This window comes from Neorhizobium sp. PAMB6630 (assembly GCF_058242775.1).
In genome coordinates this window covers 2355789-2373015 of sequence record NZ_CM177836.1, presented here as the reverse complement: position 1 = coordinate 2373015, position 17227 = coordinate 2355789, and the positions used below count along the sequence as shown (strand labels likewise).

12 protein-coding genes and 1 tRNA gene are annotated in these 17227 nt (G+C 61.0%); 6 read left to right on the top strand and 7 right to left on the bottom strand.

Features of this window, described 5'->3' with window-relative positions; translation table 11 throughout:
* Positions 1 to 2 precede the first annotated feature (2 nt).
* The 5 genes from accC to AC4CWF_RS11255 form a co-directional block, all read right to left on the bottom strand.
* Positions 3 to 1352 carry an acetyl-CoA carboxylase biotin carboxylase subunit gene (gene accC, locus AC4CWF_RS11275; RefSeq protein ID WP_491281760.1) on the bottom strand — a complete coding sequence of 450 codons (1350 nt, stop codon included), beginning with the start codon at positions 1350 to 1352 and terminating at the stop codon, positions 3 to 5.
* Positions 1353 to 1361: 9 nt separating this feature from the next.
* The gene (accB, locus tag AC4CWF_RS11270) at positions 1362 to 1826 is read right to left on the bottom strand and encodes an acetyl-CoA carboxylase biotin carboxyl carrier protein (protein ID WP_491281759.1); all 465 of its coding nucleotides are present in this window, start codon (positions 1824 to 1826) and stop codon (positions 1362 to 1364) included.
* A gap of 25 nt (positions 1827 to 1851) precedes the next feature.
* Positions 1852 to 2289: a type II 3-dehydroquinate dehydratase gene (gene aroQ / locus AC4CWF_RS11265; protein WP_491281758.1), complete on the bottom strand. Its 438-nt coding sequence runs from the start codon at positions 2287 to 2289 to the stop codon at positions 1852 to 1854.
* Between the two features lie 121 nt (positions 2290 to 2410).
* Positions 2411 to 3175, bottom strand: a complete 765-nt coding sequence (locus AC4CWF_RS11260; RefSeq protein ID WP_491281757.1) for a DsbA family protein — start codon at positions 3173 to 3175, stop codon at positions 2411 to 2413.
* 217 nt (positions 3176 to 3392) lie between these two features.
* Positions 3393 to 6419 (bottom strand): Rne/Rng family ribonuclease, encoded by a 3027-nt coding sequence (locus AC4CWF_RS11255; protein ID WP_491281756.1) that lies wholly within the window; start codon positions 6417 to 6419, stop codon positions 3393 to 3395.
* A gap of 812 nt (positions 6420 to 7231) precedes the next feature.
* Here AC4CWF_RS11255 and AC4CWF_RS11250 point away from each other — a divergent pair.
* The 3 genes from AC4CWF_RS11250 to prfB all read left to right on the top strand — a co-directional run bounded on the left by AC4CWF_RS11250 (position 7232) and on the right by prfB (position 12409).
* Positions 7232 to 8413, top strand: a complete 1182-nt coding sequence (locus tag AC4CWF_RS11250; RefSeq protein WP_491285358.1) for an N-acetylmuramoyl-L-alanine amidase — start codon at positions 7232 to 7234, stop codon at positions 8411 to 8413.
* Between the two features lie 298 nt (positions 8414 to 8711).
* Positions 8712 to 11165 carry a penicillin-binding protein 1A gene (locus AC4CWF_RS11245; protein WP_491281755.1) on the top strand — a complete coding sequence of 818 codons (2454 nt, stop codon included), beginning with the start codon at positions 8712 to 8714 and terminating at the stop codon, positions 11163 to 11165.
* 112 nt (positions 11166 to 11277) lie between these two features.
* Positions 11278 to 12409 (top strand): peptide chain release factor 2 gene (gene prfB / locus AC4CWF_RS11240; protein ID WP_491281754.1). Its coding sequence is split into 2 segments (ribosomal slippage): positions 11278 to 11346 and positions 11348 to 12409, totalling 1131 coding nucleotides; the frame shifts between segments, so codons are not numbered across the junction.
* 75 nt (positions 12410 to 12484) lie between these two features.
* Here prfB and AC4CWF_RS11235 read toward each other — a convergent pair.
* Complete coding sequence (locus tag AC4CWF_RS11235; protein WP_491281753.1) at positions 12485 to 13258, bottom strand: NAD kinase; 774 nt, start codon at positions 13256 to 13258, stop codon at positions 12485 to 12487.
* A 144-nt stretch (positions 13259 to 13402) separates the two neighbouring features.
* Positions 13403 to 13478 (bottom strand) — tRNA-Thr (locus AC4CWF_RS11230).
* A gap of 408 nt (positions 13479 to 13886) precedes the next feature.
* On the opposite strand from AC4CWF_RS11230, the gene AC4CWF_RS11225 reads away from it, so the two are divergent.
* The 3 genes from AC4CWF_RS11225 to AC4CWF_RS11215 all read left to right on the top strand — a co-directional run bounded on the left by AC4CWF_RS11225 (position 13887) and on the right by AC4CWF_RS11215 (position 17215).
* Positions 13887 to 14363, top strand: a complete 477-nt coding sequence (locus AC4CWF_RS11225; protein WP_491281752.1) for a chemotaxis protein CheW — start codon at positions 13887 to 13889, stop codon at positions 14361 to 14363.
* Positions 14364 to 14432: 69 nt separating this feature from the next.
* Positions 14433 to 14939, top strand: coding sequence for a putative pterin-binding protein (locus AC4CWF_RS11220; protein WP_491281751.1), 507 nt, complete (start codon positions 14433 to 14435; stop codon positions 14937 to 14939).
* A complete protein-coding gene (locus tag AC4CWF_RS11215; protein WP_491281750.1) occupies positions 14939 to 17215 on the top strand; it encodes an ATP-binding protein in 2277 nt (758 codons plus the stop codon). Before AC4CWF_RS11220 ends, AC4CWF_RS11215 begins: the two co-directional genes overlap by 1 nt.
* The last annotated feature ends 12 nt before the right edge of the window (positions 17216 to 17227 follow it).

Sequence of the window (17227 nt, the reverse complement as noted above, 5' to 3'; positions counted from 1 at the left end):
CTTTAGGCTTCGGGCTTGTCGCCTGCCAGGTACTTTTCCAACCAGTGGATATCATAATCGCCATTGGCGATATCCTGGTTGGAAACGAGGTCCTGGAACAGCGGAAGCGTCGTCTTGATACCGTCTACGACGAACTCGTCCAGCACGCGGCGCAGGCGCATCATGCATTCGACGCGGGTGCGTCCATGCACGATCAGCTTGCCGATGAGGCTGTCGTAATAGGGCGGGATCTTGTAGCCGGCATAAGCGCCCGAATCGACGCGAACGCCAAGACCACCGGGCGCATGGAAATGCGTGATCGTGCCCGGAGACGGCACGAAGGTGCGCGGATCCTCGGCATTGATGCGGCATTCGATGGCATGGCCGGAAAAGACGATCTCTTCCTGTGTGACGGAGAGGCCGGCGCCGGAAGCGACGCGGATCTGCTCATGCACCAGGTCGATATTGGTGATCGCCTCGGTGATCGGGTGCTCCACCTGCAGGCGGGTGTTCATCTCGATGAAGAAGAACTCGCCGTTTTCGTAGAGGAACTCGATCGTGCCGGCGCCCCTGTACTTCATCTTCTTCATCGCGTCGGCGCAGATCTGGCCGATCTTCATGCGCTGTTCGACGTTGAGGGCAGGGGAGTTTGCTTCTTCCCAGACCTTCTGGTGACGCCGCTGCAGCGAGCAGTCGCGTTCGCCGAGATGAATGGCGTTGCCTTCGCCGTCACCGACGATCTGCACTTCGATATGGCGTGGCTTGCCGAGATATTTTTCCATGTAGACGGCGTCATTGCCGAAGGCGGCAAGCGCTTCGGAACGGGCTGTCGACACGGCTTCTTCCAGTTCGGCCTCGGTCTTGGCAACCTTCATGCCGCGGCCACCACCGCCGGCGGTGGCCTTGATCAGGACCGGGAAGCCGATCTGACGGGCGATTTCCAGCGCGTTTTCCGGAAGCACTTCACCATCGGAACCCGGAACAACCGGAATGCCAAGCTCGACTGCCGTCTTCTTGGCGGTGATCTTGTCGCCCATCAGGCGGATATGTTCCGCCGTCGGTCCGATGAAGGTGATGCCGTGGGCGTCGAGGATATCGGCGAACTTGGCGTTTTCCGAAAGGAAGCCGTAACCGGGGTGGACGGCATCGGCGCCGGTGATCTCGCAGGCGGCAACGATCTGATGGATGTTCAGATAGCTGTCACGCGAGGGCGGCGGGCCGATGCAGACACTTTCGTCGGCAAGGCGCACGTGCATGGCGTTGGCATCGGCCGTCGAGTGGACGGCGACGGTCGCAATACCGAGTTCCTTGCAGGCGCGCAGGACGCGCAGTGCAATTTCGCCGCGGTTGGCAATGAGAATCTTGGAGATCATGGATCTGCCTTATTCGATCACGATGAGCGGTTCGCCATATTCGACAGGCTGGCCGTCGCTGACGATGATTTCCGTCACCTTGCCGGAACGCGGCGCGGGGATCTGGTTCATGGTCTTCATGGCTTCGATAATCAGCAGCGTCTGGCCTTCCTTGACCATCGCGCCGACTTCGACAAAAGGACGCGAGCCGGGGGCCGGCGACAGGTAGACCGTGCCGACCATGGGTGCGGCAACGGCGTTGCTGCGATCCTTCACGGCTTCGGCGGGGGCTGCTGCGGCCGGTGCGGCGGCTGCAGGTGCTGCGGCATATTGCGGCGCTGCGGCCTGCACATACTGTGCGGCGGGAATGTTGCGCGACACGCGGATGCGCAACTCGTCCTGCTGCACTTCGATTTCCGTGAGATCGGTATCCTTGAGGATGTTCGCCAGATCGCGGATCAACCCCTTGTCGATACCGGTTTTCTTCTCAGACATGGTCAACCTATATGTTCTGTTGTTCTTAGCTGGTGATGTCGCGCAGGGCATGCAAGGCCAACACGTAACCGCCCGGGCCCAATCCGCAGATCATTCCCTTGGCGGCCGCCGCGATCATGGATTTATGACGGAATTCCTCGCGCGCATGGATGTTGGAAATATGCACTTCCACCACCGGCACGGAAATGGCGCGGATGGCATCATGCAGGGCAATCGAGGTGTGGCCGTAGGCGCCGGGATTGATAACCACGCCGACAGCGCGGTCATTGGCCTCATGCAGCCTGTCGACCAGCACGCCCTCATGATTGCTCTGGAAACATTCGACCGAAAAGCCGAGCGTTTCGCCTGCCGCGATGCAATCCTCTTCGATGTCCTTCAACGTCTTGCCGCCGTAAATGCCGGGCTCGCGCTTGCCCAGCATGTTGAGGTTCGGCCCGTTGAGAACGAAGATTGTTTTGATCATGGAATACCCGTCAGAAAATCAGCGCCACCTATAGACCGGCCAGCGCCCAAGGGAAAGCCCCCGGCCGCGAAAGCCGTTGATAACCGGGGGGCAGGCCTATTTTCGAAGCAGGACGGACGCCTCAGCAGGTTGCCTTTCCGCAGGCGCGGATGTTGGCAATCTTCTCCGAAAGCTCCTGATGGCCAACGGCACCGAACACGGCCTCGTTGCCGACGACATAGAAGGGCGTGCCGGTGATGCCGAGATTGTTGGCGAGCGCATAGGTCTCGCGCACCTGCGCGTCGTTCGGGTTTTTCGCCATGGAGGCACGCAACGTCTTTTCCGGAATTCCGAGCGAGGCGGCAACGGCAATCGCCGAGGCTTCCGTGGCGCGATCTTGCCCTCCGAGCAGGGTGCGATGGAACTCGGCATATTTCTCAGGCGCTGTCAGGCGTACGGCGTTCGCAACGCGATGGGCTGCCATCGAATCAGGCCCGAGAATGGGGAATTCCTTGAGGATGAAGCGGACATTCTTGTCTTCTGACAGGATCTCTTCCATGTCCGACAGCGCCCGCTTGCAGTAGCCGCAATTGTAATCGAAGAACTCGACCACGGTGACATCGCCCTTGGGATTGCCCACGCTGATATCGCTCGGGGAGGAGTAGATCGCATCGCGGTTTGCCTCGATGCCGTTCGAGGCCTGTGAGATGCGCGCCTCCTGCTGCTTCTTTTCCAGCGCGTCCTGGACTTCCAGCATCACTTCCGGATTGGCGATCAGATATTCGCGGATGAAGGCGCCCATTTCCTGTTTCTGCTGGTCATCCAGCGCAACGGCTGCGCCCGCGAAAGGAACGATGGCAGTGCCGGCGATCAGGAGCGCAGCGAGCGTCTTGGAAAAGGGCTTCATGTCTGTCCTCGTCTTTAAAATTTCATCAAAGGGCCGCGCGAGCGCGCAGGACGAATCGCACCGGCGTCTGTCTGTGGCCTGCAATCGATCGAACCATAATGCCTGATCGCACCTTAGACAAACTCACATCTGTGTATGGCAGCGACAGCAGTGCATCCACCAAAGGAAACGGCCGCGGGATGCGCGGCCGTCTCGTCTTCTCAATCTGTCCGGTTTCTCAGAGGAAACCGCGGCGCTGCCACCAGCCGCCCTTTTTGGGCTTTGACGGATCGCCATCCCCTTCCGGAGAAGCGGCCGACTTGATCACCGGCTCGGAGGCCGTGATGGTGGAGGCGCGATTGGCGCGGGTAGGCTTCTGATCGGCCTCGCCGTCCTCGGCGGATGCGGTGTCGACCGGGGCGGGAGCCGCTTCGGCAGCGGGCTCATCGCGTGGGGTCTCAGCCGTTGCAACCGCTGCAGGCTCTGCAACCGGCTGGGCTTCCGCTTCAACGGCTGCCGGTGTTTCCGCAGGTGCTTCCTCGACGGCGGCAGAAGCTGTCGCTTCGGCAACCGCTACCTCATCCGGCGCGGCCTCGACGACCTTTGCCTTGCGGCTGCGGCGCGGCTTGGCAACCTTTGCTTCCGGCACTGCGACTTCAACGTCTGCAACCGGCTGTTCAACGGCTTCCGCTGCGGCTTCTACAACGATGGTGGCATCCGCGGGTGTTTCGGTTGCGGCCACTGCGCCATCGGCTTCGTCGGTGGTGTCTTCGCCACTCTCTTCGCCTGTCGTGTCGTCACCATCCGCGGAAACGCCGTTTTCGTCTTCGTCGCTGCGATTGCGGCGACCGCCACGCTTGCCACGACGGCGGCGCTTGCGGCGCTGGCCTTCCTCGGTGTCGTTCAGGCTGGTTTCGCCAGCTTCTGCACGCTCGCCGGCACCTTCGCCTGCGTCGGTTGCATCGTCCTCGTCCGTGTCGTCTTCGTCGCCTTCAGCTTCGTCGCTGGCAGACTGCGGAAGCTCTGCGCCGTTGCGATCGCGGTTGCGACGACGACGGCGACGCTTGCGCTTGCGGCCGTTCTGATCGTCCTCGCCGCGCGCTTCCTGCGAGACTGCAGCCGTTGCGGCCGCCGCAGCAGGTGCTGCCACAACCACATCGTCTTCCTCTTCCTCGTCCACCTCGGGGATGTAGTCGTCATCCTCGTCCTCAATGGGAAGGGTCGCAAACTGCATCAGGCTTTCGATGCGAACCGGGTTTTCCACCGGCTCGCCACGGTCGATGGCAAAGTGGGCTGCACCGACGCCGGCATCCGATTCGATGAAGATGGAAACGCCGAAACGCTTTTCATAATCCACCACGGAGCCGCGCTTCTGGTTCAGAAGATAAAGTGCGATATCGGGCGTGGTGCGCACGGTGATGTCGTGCGTGGTGTTCTTCAGCAGATATTCCTCGACGCCGCGCAGGACATGCAGGGCGACCGAAGACTGCGAGCGCACATGGCCGGTTCCGCCGCAATGCGAGCAGATCTGCGTCGTGGATTCCAGAACGCTGGCACGAATACGCTGACGCGACATTTCCAGAAGGCCGAAATGCGAGATGCGGCCGACCTGGATGCGGGCGCGGTCGTTCTTCAGGCAATCCTTGAGGCGCTTTTCGACGGAGCGATTGTTGCGCTTCTCTTCCATGTCGATGAAGTCGATCACGACAAGGCCGGCGAGGTCGCGCAGGCGCAACTGGCGGGCAACCTCTTCAGCGGCCTCCAGATTGGTCTGCAGCGCGGTTTCCTCGATGGAATGCTCGCGGGTCGAACGGCCCGAGTTGACGTCGATCGCCACCAGCGCTTCGGTCTGGTTGATGATCAGGTAACCGCCGGACTTCAGCGTCACCTGCGGCTGCAGCATGCGGTCCAGCTGCGCCTCGATGCCCGAACGGGCAAAGATCGGATGCAGGTCGCGGTAGGGCTGAACCACCTTGGCATGGCTCGGCATCAGCATCTTCATGAAGTCTTTCGCTTCACGATAGCCTTCTTCGCCGGACACCACGATCTCGGAAATGTCCTTGTTATAGAGGTCGCGGATCGAGCGCTTGATCAGCGAGCCTTCTTCGTAAACGAGGCACGGCGCCATGGAGGCAAGCGTCAGCGTGCGCACGTTTTCCCACAGGCGCATCAGATATTCGAAGTCGCGCTTGATCTCGACGCGGGTGCGGTTGGCACCGGCGGTGCGCAGGATGACGCCCATGCCCTGGGGAACTTCCAGTTCGCGGGCGATTTCCTTCAGACGCTTGCGGTCCGTCGGCTGGGTGATCTTGCGCGAAATGCCGCCGCCCCGCGCCGTGTTCGGCATCAGGACAGAGTAACGACCGGCCAGCGACAGATAGGTGGTGAGGGCCGCACCCTTGTTGCCGCGTTCTTCCTTGGCCACCTGCACCAGCAGGATCTGCCGGCGCTTGATGACTTCCTGAATGCGGTACTGCTTGCGCGGCTTGCGGTAGACGCGATCCGGAACCTCTTCCATCGCATCTTCGGCGCCGACCGATTCGATCACTTCCTTTTCGTGATTGTCGTCATCGTCGTCGTCATCATCGTCATCGCGGCTGCGACGATCGGACACGTCTTCGGAAATGGCGTCGGTTTCCACCATGGCGGCCATCGTGTCCGGCGTGGTGTCGTCGTCACTGCCGACGGCTGCAATCTGCGCGTCGGCAGCGTCAGCTGCTGCTTCGCCGGCGTCTGCGATTTCGTCTGCGGCCGGCTTCTTGCGCGAACGGCTGCGGCGGGGCTTTGCCTTGGGCTTTTCCTCGGCAGCCGGTTCGGAAACCTCCGATACGGCCTCAACGACTTCCGTCGTCGCAGGCTCCGGCGTTTCGGATCCGAGAGCGGCGTCCACCTGGGCAACGATGCCGATATCCGGCTGGTCTTCCTTGGAGAGATCAACGATCGGATCTGCCGAATCGAAATCCGGATGGCGGCGCTGGTCTTCGGCCTCGGCCTGCATCAGCGCCTGGCGATCAGCGAGCGGGATCTGGTAATAGTCCGGATGGATTTCCGCAAAGGCGAGGAAGCCGTGGCGGTTGCCGCCGTAATCCACGAAGGCGGCCTGCAGTGACGGCTCGACGCGGGTCACTTTGGCCAGATAGATGTTGCCGCGTATCTGCTTCTTGTGCTGCGACTCGAAGTCGAATTCCTCGATCCGGTTTCCCCGAACGACGACTACGCGTGTCTCCTCTTCGTGAGACGCGTCGATAAGCATTTTGTCTGCCATGAAAGTTCTGCTCCTCGGCGCGGACGCGCAGAGGCAGAGGGGCACATCACAAGGACAGGCCGATCGTGCGTCGCGTACAGGGCGCCGGATAAGAATATTCCCGTCGGCAGCCTCGGCGAGGGGATCAACCGGACGCCGACCGGAGCCATCGGCTCCCTCCGCTGTTCCAGTTTATGCAATCCGTGCCGCGACATCAAAGACCAGACGAGAAAGACGATACAATAGACCCGACCAGGGGTCCGATGAATTTGCTCCCGATGAGCGTGGATGGCGAACCATCCGGTACTGTCTCCGGCCACCGCCGGTTCATATAGAGTTTCAGGCCAAATGTAGAGACGGCGGATGTCTGTCGGTCTCCGGCGCCAGAACTAACTTGCTGGCAGCCTATCAACATACTATCCCGTCGACACTTAAACCCTCATAACCCTTGTATGTTTTATCCGTCACAATAGCAAGGGCAAAGCCGGTTCTGCCTTATTATGGATCAATTTGCGCGCCTTAAGCCAGACGTGAAAAGGGCAGTGCCGTGACCGGACGAACGGGCGGGCGGTTGCGGACCATCCCGCAGCGGGATCCGCGTGGCGAATCGGTCGTTGCCTGTTTGGCGCGGACGGCAAGACAAGACAGGGCCGCAGCGATCATCGGGCAGGGGCGAGCAAGAGGGGAACGGCAGGGCGATGATACGGCTTTCGACAGCAATCCAGACGGTTGTACCGCCGGTGTTTTCCCGTGGCTTTGTGCAATGGCCTGGCCGGTTCTGCGCTGCATGCCTTGCTGTGGCCTTTGCGCTTACCGTGTCTCTGGCGTTGCTCATGCCCTCCATGGCGCGCGCCAGTGAAACCGAAGCCGAAACGAAACCGGGCGAAAATCTGCTCGCCTTCAGCGCCCGCATTGCCGGAGACGATGCCCGCACGCGCGTGGTAATCGATTTCGACGGCAAGCCGGAATTTACCGCCCATTATGTCGCGGGGCCGGAGCGGATCGTCATCGACCTGCCGGCCACTGCCTTCGGCTTTCCAGCCGAGGACCTTGCGCCGCGCGGGCTCTTCAAGGACATTCGTTATGGCACGATGGGGCAGGGCAGTGCGCGCATCGTTTTTACCGGCATCCGCCCGGTGCGCCTGGTGCTTGCCGAAGTGCAAAAGAACGAGGGCCATGGTTTCCGCCTCGTGCTTGACGCAGAGATGACCACGCCAAAGGCCTTTGCGGATCTGGTATCCCAGCAGAAATGGGGCCAGTCTCTGTCGAACTCCGCCCTGCAGGGCCTTGGCGCCACGGCAAAGGATCCGGCAACCGATGGGGTCTTCACCATTGCCGTCGACGCGGGCCATGGCGGCATCGATACTGGTGCCATGGGAGCAAAATCGAAGACGCCGGAAAAGGAGATCACGCTTGCCTTCGCCAACACGCTTGCCGACCGCCTCAACCAGCAGACAGGCGTCAAGGCGTTCCTCACCCGCGACAGCGATACCTTCCTGTCTTTGTCCGAACGGGTGACGCTGGCGCGCCAGGGCGGAGCGGACCTGTTCATATCCCTGCATGCCGATACGCTCGGCCAGAAGAACATTCGCGGTGCCACTGTCTATACGCTCTCCGATACCGCCTCTGACCGCATGGCAGCAGCGCTTGCGGCGCGTGAAAACCTGTCCGACCAGCTTGCCGGTTATTCCATAGAAAGCGGGCCGCCGGAAATTGCCGATATCCTGCTCGATCTCGCGCGCCGGGAAACCCAGGCCTTTTCGATTTCGCTGGCGGAACGGGTGGTCAAATCCTTCGACGGACAGATCGGCCTCATCAACAATCCGCATCGGCAGGCCGGTTTCCAGGTGCTGCGCGCGCCGGACATGCCGTCCATCCTGCTGGAACTCGGCTTCCTCTCCAACCCTGATGACGAGGCGCTGCTGCTTGATCCCGCATGGCGCCAGAAGGTGGCGGATCGGATGGTCGATGCGGTGATGCGCTACCGGGCGGAGACGGTGGCGGGGGGCGGCTGACAGGCCCCGATCGGCAGCCTTCAGCGCGCGAGCGTGCCCACAATGTTACAGCCTGCGGTAAATTGCGCTTTTCGAGGCCCTGCACCAACACGTGCCTGTGAAAGGCGGGCTGGAGCCCTACTTTCCTCACATTCGAGCGGTTACACGGGACAAGCGGTAGCACGGGGATTGACAGAGACCGGCGACAGCCCGGTTTTCCCGGCTTCAGGCTTGCGCTTGCAAGGCCGCCCGTGCAAAACGCCTCGAAACATGAGATGGTGCTGTTGTGCGCCAGACGATATTAAAGCGGTAGCTGCTGATGATCAGATTGCTTGGATACCTTTTCGGACTGGCCTGCGCGGGGTTCCTCGTGGTGGCCGCCGTCGCTGCCGTTTATCTCGGCGGCGTATCCAGGGACTTGCCCAATTACGAAGTTCTGGCCTCCTATGAACCGCCGGTCGCCACGCGTGTGCATGCCGGCAACGGCGCGTTGATGGCGGAATATGCCCGCGAAAAGCGGCTGTTCCTGCCGATCCAGGCCATTCCGGATCGTGTCAAGGCGGCTTTTCTCTCTGCGGAAGACAAGAACTTCTACAATCATCCGGGTGTCGATTTCTGGGGTCTGGCGCGCGCAGTCGTCAACAACGTCCAGAACATCGGTTCCGGCCGCCGTCCGGAAGGCGCCTCCACCATCACGCAGCAGGTGGCCAAGAACTTCCTTCTGTCGGCCGACCAGACGATTGACCGCAAGGTCAAGGAAGCGATCCTTTCCTTCCGCATCGAGCAGACCTATTCGAAGGACAAGATCCTCGAGCTTTATCTGAACGAGATCTTTTTCGGCCTTAATGCCTATGGCATTGCCGGTGCTGCACTCACCTATTTCGACAAGTCGGTGACGGAACTGACGATTGCCGAAACCGCATACCTCGCATCGCTGCCCAAGGGCCCCGCCAATTATCACCCGTTCCGCCATGAAAAGGCAGCGCTTGAGCGCCGCAACTGGGTGATCGACCGCATGGCCGAGAATGGCTACATCACCGTTGGCGATGCGACCGAAGCCAAGACCCAGCCGCTTGGCGTCAAGCTGCGCCGCGGTGGCTCCTCGCTCTTTGCATCGGATTATTTCTCCGAGGAAGTCCGTCGCCAGATCATCGGCAAATACGGCGAAAAGGCCCTCTACGAGGGTGGCCTTTCGGTCCGCACCTCGCTTGACCCGCAGATGCAGATCATGGCGCGCGCGGCACTCCAGCACGGTCTGGTGGAATATGACCAGCGCCGCGGTTTCCACGGACCGGTCTCGACGATTGCCGTCACCGGTGATTGGGGGCCGGATCTTGCCAAGATGTCGCCGCTGCGTGACGTGCCGGAATGGCAGCTTGCGGTGGTCACCGCCGTCTCGGCAACCGGTGTGGATATCGGCCTTCAGCCTGCAACCGTTGCCGGCAAGGTGGCCGACGATCGTGTGCGCGGCCAGATCCCCGCCGATGAAATGAAATGGGCCTATCGTGATGCCAAGGGCGAGCGCAAGACGGCGAAATCACCCGATGGCGTGCTGAAGCCCGGCGATGTTGTCTATGTGGAAGCCATCGAAGGCAAGACCGGCAAATTCCGGCTGCGCCAGCCGCCAAAAGTGCAGGGCGGCATGGTGGTGATGGACCCGCATACCGGCCGCGTTCTGGCCATGGTCGGCGGCTTTTCCTATGGCCAGTCGGAATTTAACCGTGCGACCCAGGCGATGCGCCAGCCGGGATCGTCGTTCAAGCCCTTCGTCTATTCGGCAGCGCTGGATAACGGCTATACGCCGGCTTCGGTCATTCTCGATGCGCCGATCGAAATGGTCTCGGGCGGGCAGGTCTGGCGTCCGGAAAACTATGGCGGCGACAGCGCCGGCCCCTCGACCCTGCGTCTTGGTATCGAAAAATCCCGCAACCAGATGACCGTTCGTCTGGCGCAGGACATGGGCATGGATCTCGTTGCCGAATATGCCGAGCGTTTTGGCATCTACGACAAGATGCTGCCGGTTCTCGCCATGTCGCTTGGCTCAGGCGAAACCACGGTGCTGCGCATGGTGTCGGCCTATTCCGTCATTGCCAATGGCGGCAAGCAGATCAAGCCGACACTGGTCGACCGTATCCAGGACCGTTACGGCAAGACCATTTTCCGTCATGAGGAACGCGGCTGCGAGGGCTGCAATTTCAGCCAGTGGGCAAACCAGGATGAGCCGACGCTGGTCGACAACCGCGAGCGCGTGCTCGACCCGATGACCGCCTACCAGATCACGTCAATGATGGAAGGCGTTGTCACGCGTGGCACGGCGGCTGGAAAAATCCCGGTCAAGGATCGCGACGTCGCCGGCAAGACCGGCACCACCAATGATGAAAAGGACGCCTGGTTCGTCGGCTTCACGCCGGATCTGGTGGCGGGTCTTTATGTCGGTTTCGATACGCCGGCCCCGCTTGGCCGCGCCGGCACCGGCAGTGGCCTTGCAGCTCCGATCTTTGGCGATTTTCTGGCCCAGGCCGCCAAGGTGACGGCACCGAGCAAGTTCATCGTGCCGGATGGCATGCAGCTTATTCCGGTGAACCGCAAGACGGGCATGTTTGCCTATGAAGGCGAGCCGGATACGATCATCGAAGCCTTCAAGCCGGGCACCGGCCCTGCCGATTCGCTCTCGGTCATCGGCATGGGCGACCAGTTGCCGCCCGAGGAAATCCTGAAGACATCGCCGCAGGCCCAGCAGGCCGTGACCTCCGGCGCCGGCGGTCTTTTCTGATGCCTGGATGAACCATCTCCCGCATGGGCCTCACGGGCTCGTGCGGGGTTTACTTCGCCAGCGCCTGCCACTATGCACGGCGCAATTTCCCCGAAAGGACGAAGCACACACGATGCGCAATGAAACCCTGAACATTGTCGACGAAATCAAGCAGGCCATAAGCCTGCTGAGGAGGCATCTTTGACTGGGATCAGGCGGTAAGACGACTGGACTGGTTGAACAACAAGGCAGAGGACCCGAGCCTCTGGAATGATGCTGCCGAAGCGCAGAAGCTGATGCGCGAGCGCCAGCAGCTGGACGATTCGATTGCCGGCGTCAAAGCGCTCGAGCAGCGCCTGAAGGACAATATCGAGCTGATCGAGCTTGGCGAGGAAGAGGGCGATGACGCCATCGTTCGCGAAGCCGAGGATGCGCTGAAGGCCCTGCGGTCTGAAGCCTCGCGCCGGCAGGTGGAAGCCATGCTGTCTGGCGAAGCCGATGGCAACGACACCTATGTGGAAGTGCATTCGGGCGCCGGCGGAACCGAAAGCCAGGACTGGGCAAACATGCTCTTGCGCATGTACACCCGCTGGTCCGAGCGATCCGGCTACAAGGTTGAATTGCTAGAAGTGCATGACGGCGACGAGGCCGGCATCAAGTCCGCGACCATTCTGGTCAAGGGCCACAATGCTTATGGCTGGATGAAGACCGAATCGGGCGTTCACCGCCTGGTGCGCATCTCTCCTTATGATTCGAACGCCCGTCGCCACACCTCGTTCTCATCGATCTGGGTTTATCCTGTCGTGGATGATTCCATCAATATCGAGATCAACGAGAGCGATTGCCGCATCGATACGTTCCGTTCGTCGGGTGCCGGCGGCCAGCACGTCAACACCACCGATTCGGCCGTGCGCATCACGCATATTCCGACAGGCATCGCGGTGTCGTGCCAGCAGGAGCGGTCGCAGCACAAGAACAAGGCCAAGGCCTGGGACATGCTGCGCGCCCGTCTCTACGAGGTCGAGTTGAAGAAGCGTGAAGAGGCAGCCAATGCCGAAGCCGCATCCAAGACGGAAATCGGCTGGGGCCACCAGATCCGCTCCTACGTGCTGCAGCCCTACCAGCTCGTGAAGGACCTGCGCACCGGCGTGGAAAGCACCGATCCGGATAGCGTTTTGAACGGCGAGTTGAACGACTTTATGGAAGCAGCCCTTGCCCACCGCATCAGCGGCGGCGCCGGTGCGGATGTTGCCGATATCGACTAACAGGCGGTTTTCCCGAGCCATCAAAACGGCGCGCCACTCGCAAGGGGCGCGCCGTTTTTCGTTTTCGGCGGCTTCTCAGTCGGAAAACTGCTCGGCCAGAATGCGTTCCGACCAGGAATGATCGGGGTCGGAGAGAATGCGGGCGGTGCGCGCATCCGATTGCGCAATGCGCACCTGCAGCACGTCCTTCACCTCTGTATTGTCGGCGACCGCGTTGACCGGGCGTTTGTCCGGCTCGAGAATATCGATCTCGACGCACACCTTGTTCGGCAGCAACGCACCGCGCCAGCGGCGCGGGCGAAAGGCCGATACCGGCGTCATGGCGAGAAGCGGCGCCTCCAGCGGCAGGATCGGGCCGTGGGCCGAGAGGTTATAGGCGGTGGAACCGGCAGGCGTTGCAATCATCAATCCGTCGCAGATGAGTTCAGACAGCCGCACATGGCCATCGATCGTCACTCGAAGCTTTGCCGCCTGATAGGATTGGCGAAACAGATAGACCTCGTTGATGGCCAGCGCCACGGAACTGGTGCCATCGGCATTCACCGTTGTCATCTGTAGGGGATGAAAATCGTTTTCCAGCGCGTTGTCGATGCGCTCATGCAGCTGGTCGACGCGATAATCATTCATCAGGAAGCCGACGGAACCGCAGTTCATGCCGTAGATCCGCTTGCCGCTGTTGATCGTCTGGTGCAGCGTCTGCAGCATAAAACCATCGCCGCCGAGCGCAATGATCACATCGGCCTCCTCGACGGTGGCATTGCCGTAAAGCCCGGTCAGTTCCGACAGAGCCATCTGCGCTTCGGGCGCCGAGGATGCCATGAAGCAAAGATGATTGGAATTCAACGACATTGGCGCACCTCTTCTGGAGCACCTTGGTACAGGAAGAACTGCGGTGGGAACAAGTGCTTGCGTCGTGCAATGCGAAGAACGGCCTGAGGGCGCCTGCGAGAAGTTAAACTGCAGGTGATGCGGCGCAAGGATTGAAAGGTGAAATGGTGCCCCCGACAAGGTTCGAACTCGTGACCCCCTGATTACAAATCAGGTGCTCTACCAACTGAGCTACAAGGGCATTTCACGGTGCGAATTATCATATTCTCCCGGTGTGTAAAGCGTAAAATGCATCGGTTGAGGGGAAATGCTGCCAATGAAGCCTGGCAAACACGATGCATTGAGGGTGCATATTAGGAAAATATGAGAAAAAGAGGCAGTTGAGGCTTTTCCTTCATTCTTGGTTAGAGACCTTGCCCTAGATTTCACAAGGCCGGGTGATGCGGTTCAGCGTCCCTTCCGTGATGATTGCGGGCCCGGCCTGGAGCCTTTGCCGCGCAGCCGGCCGCTTGCATTCGGGCATGCAGGACAGAGCTGAACGTGGCTCGGAACATCAGGAATTCACCATTTCCGGGCAAGGCCTTCTGCTGATTTCCAGCAGACGACGCCTGTCCTGTTCTGCCCGCCTCCCGGCGGCACCTGTTTGCAGATGACAAGAGAGGGACTGTCCGCCATGGCGTCATCCGACATATTTGAGATCATTGCGTTTCGGCTGGGCGCGCAGAATTTTTGCATTCGCACCACAAGCGTTCGCGAAATCCGCGGTTGGGCGCCTTCCATGCCGATCCCCAATGCGCCGGGTTATGTGCTGGGCGTGATGAACCTCCGCGGCACCGTCATTCCGACGATCGATCTGGCCTATCGTCTTGGCATGGCGCCGGCCGAGCGTAGCGAGCGCAGTGCAATCGTGGTGGTGGAGGCAGGAGCCGAGATCATCGGGCTGCTCGTCGATCACGTCACCGACATGCTGTCCGTCTCCGCCGAACAGTTGCAGCCGGTGCCCGATGTCGTCTCCTCCTTCGATAGCCGCTTCTGCGATGGCATCATCACACATGCGGAGGGAATGATCTGCTTCATCAACGTGCAGCGTCTGTTTGGTGGCGATAGCCTGTCGGAAGCCGCCTGACGCTCCCGCCGCCAGGATGGCGGCGGTTCTGACCCTGTCCCGGAACCATTGACCCGAGCGAGTGACCCTATGCGTATCCTTGCACCCCTTGCCGTTCTCCTTGCTGCCCTGTCCTTTTCGGCCCCTGCCGCCTGGTCGCTGGATAAGCCGACCGGCCCGGTCATTCTGACCGTCAAGGGCAAGCTTGCAACGCCCAATGTCGGCGAAACGGCGCAGTTCGATCTGGCCATGCTGGAAAAGCTTGCCGGGCGCACCGGCACGATGAAGACCCCTTGGACCGAGGGGGAAACGCAGTTTTCCGGGCCTTTGGTGCGCTCCGTCCTGACGGCTGCCGGTGCAAAGGGCAATGTGCTGCTGGTGCGCGCCATCAACGATTATTTCGCCACCGTTCCGGCTGAAGACGCGATCAAGCATGACACGATCCTCGCCACCCGCGCCAATGGCAAGCTCATGTCGGTGCGCGACAAGGGGCCGCTCTTCCTGATCTATCCGTTCGATCTGGAGCCGGCCCTCTATAACGAGGCCTATTTCTCCCGCTCCGTCTGGCAGATCAAGGAGATTGAGGTCCAGCCGTGATGCCGGCGACCCCTTTCAGCGGCGACGTGATCCGCAAGGCGAGCCGTATCACGGCGGTACTGCAGATCTTTGCAGTCGTCCTGCTGGCAATCCTGGTTTCGGTCTATGTGGATATCTCCAGCCGCCAGCGCGACATGCGCGATGCGGTGCGGGAAAATGCCATGTGGTCCGTCTACCAGCTGAACCGGGAAAGCGGGGATCTCGTTCACGACCTGCAGTTGATGCTGTTCAGCGAAAATCTGGCAGAGGACAGGCTGCAGGAATTGTCTGTTCGTTATGACGTGGTCTATTCACGCATGAACATGCTGAAGAAGGCGCAGTTCGAGAAGAATTTCGCCATCGATGTCGGGGTCGGCAGGCACCTTGATCTGGTCCAGAGGATCATCTTCGACAGCCAGCCGATCTTCGATGCGATTACGGCCGGGCAGCCGGTGTCGCGTCAGCAGTTGCAAGACCTCGACGGCCAATGGTCGAGGCTTTTCCGCGCCACCAGCGATCTGCTCGTTTATACCAATACATTCGTCTCCAGCGAGCGGGCCAAGGCTCGCATCGAGCTGGAAGGCCTGCAACGCAAATCGATCGCGCTGATCGGCCTTCTGGTCCTGTCCGTCGCCTTCCTCATTCTGACACTGCAACGCCAGTTGCGTAGCGTGCAGGCCGCCGGCGTCAGCCTCGAGGCGATGGCCGAGCAGCTCAGCGTGTCCTTTCAGGCGGCAGAGGCCGGCAACCGGGCAAAATCGCAGTTCATGGCCACGATGGGGCACGAGATCCGCACCCCGCTCAACGCCATTCTGGGCATGGTGGAACTCCTGGAACTTGGCCGGCTTTCGCCGGAGACGTCTGCCCATATCCGCACCATCCGCCGCTCCGGAGAGGCGCTCCTCGATATCATCAACGAGATCCTCGACTACGCCAAGATCGAGCATGGCAAGCTGGAGCTTGAGCGCCGTCCGGTCGATCTTCAGGGGCTTGCGGAAACCTGCACCGACATGATGCGCGGGCGCGCGGCGGAGGCGGGAAATACCGTAACGCTCGAGTTGGCCGGCGACTGGCGTGCCCGCACGGTGCTGTCTGATCCGACGCGGCTGCGCCAGGTCATCCTCAACTTCATGAGCAATGGGGTGAAATTCACGCAAGGTGGCCGGGTGACGCTTCGCATGCGCCAGACGCTGCGCAAAGGCGTGCTCTGGCTGCGCGTCGAGGTGCAGGATACCGGGATTGGCATCGATGAGGAGGGCAAGGCCAAACTGTTCCAACCCTTCTCGCAGGTCGATGCCAGCATCAGCCGCCGTTATGGCGGAACCGGGCTCGGCCTGATTATCTGCAAGGAGATCATCGATCGTTTCGGCGGCTCGGTCGGCGTCGACAGCACGGTGGGCGAGGGTAGTACCTTCTGGTTCGAAATGCCGATCGAGGCAACCGATGCGGTGGTCTCGTCGCAGGGCGAAAGAGACAATGCGCCGCTTGCAGCGCTGAGGCGCCTCAGGATCCTTGTGGCCGAAGACAACAAGGTCAATCAGCAGGTGATTCTCGGTTATCTCGATCACCTCGGCCAGGACGCCACGCTTGCGGAAAATGGTGCGCTGGCGGTGGAAGAGGCCGGCGCCAAACATTTCGACCTCATCCTGATGGACATGCAGATGCCGGTTATGGACGGTATCGAGGCGACGCGCCAGCTGCGCGCCGGTTCCGGGCCGTGCTGCGATGTGCCGGTGGTGGCCCTGACCGCCAACGCATCGGAAGAAGACCGTCGCCTCTGCCTTGAGGCCGGCATGACGGGCTTTCAGGCAAAGCCGATCGGCATTGCCGTTCTGCACCGGTTGATCCGCGAGATGGGCGGTAGCAGTCGGGAGGAGGCGGACGCCGTACAGAGCCAACCGCCGGTCACAACACCGAAACCGGCTGCCGTGTCTCATCCCGTTGCGCCCGCCGTCTCGCCGCAGGTTGCCGCCACCGTTTCGGCGCGCCGGCAGGAGATTGCCGAGATTCTTGGCGAGGACGGGTTCCAGGAACTGCTGGATGCATTTTTCGAGGATGCCGTGGATATCCTGGCGGGCCTCCATGCGATGCTTGCCAGCGGCGAGCGGCAAAAGCTCGATCCGCTGCTGCACAATCTGAAGGGCTCTGCCGCCAATATCGGCCTGATGGACATTTCAGACCTGTCGCAGGCGCTTCGCCATTCGGACCCGGCTCCTGCCGATATCGAACGACTGACGCAGATGTTGGACGTCGCGCGTCAGTCCCTTTCCGCAAAAGACCAGACCGCCGCTGCATAAGGATAGAGAGAC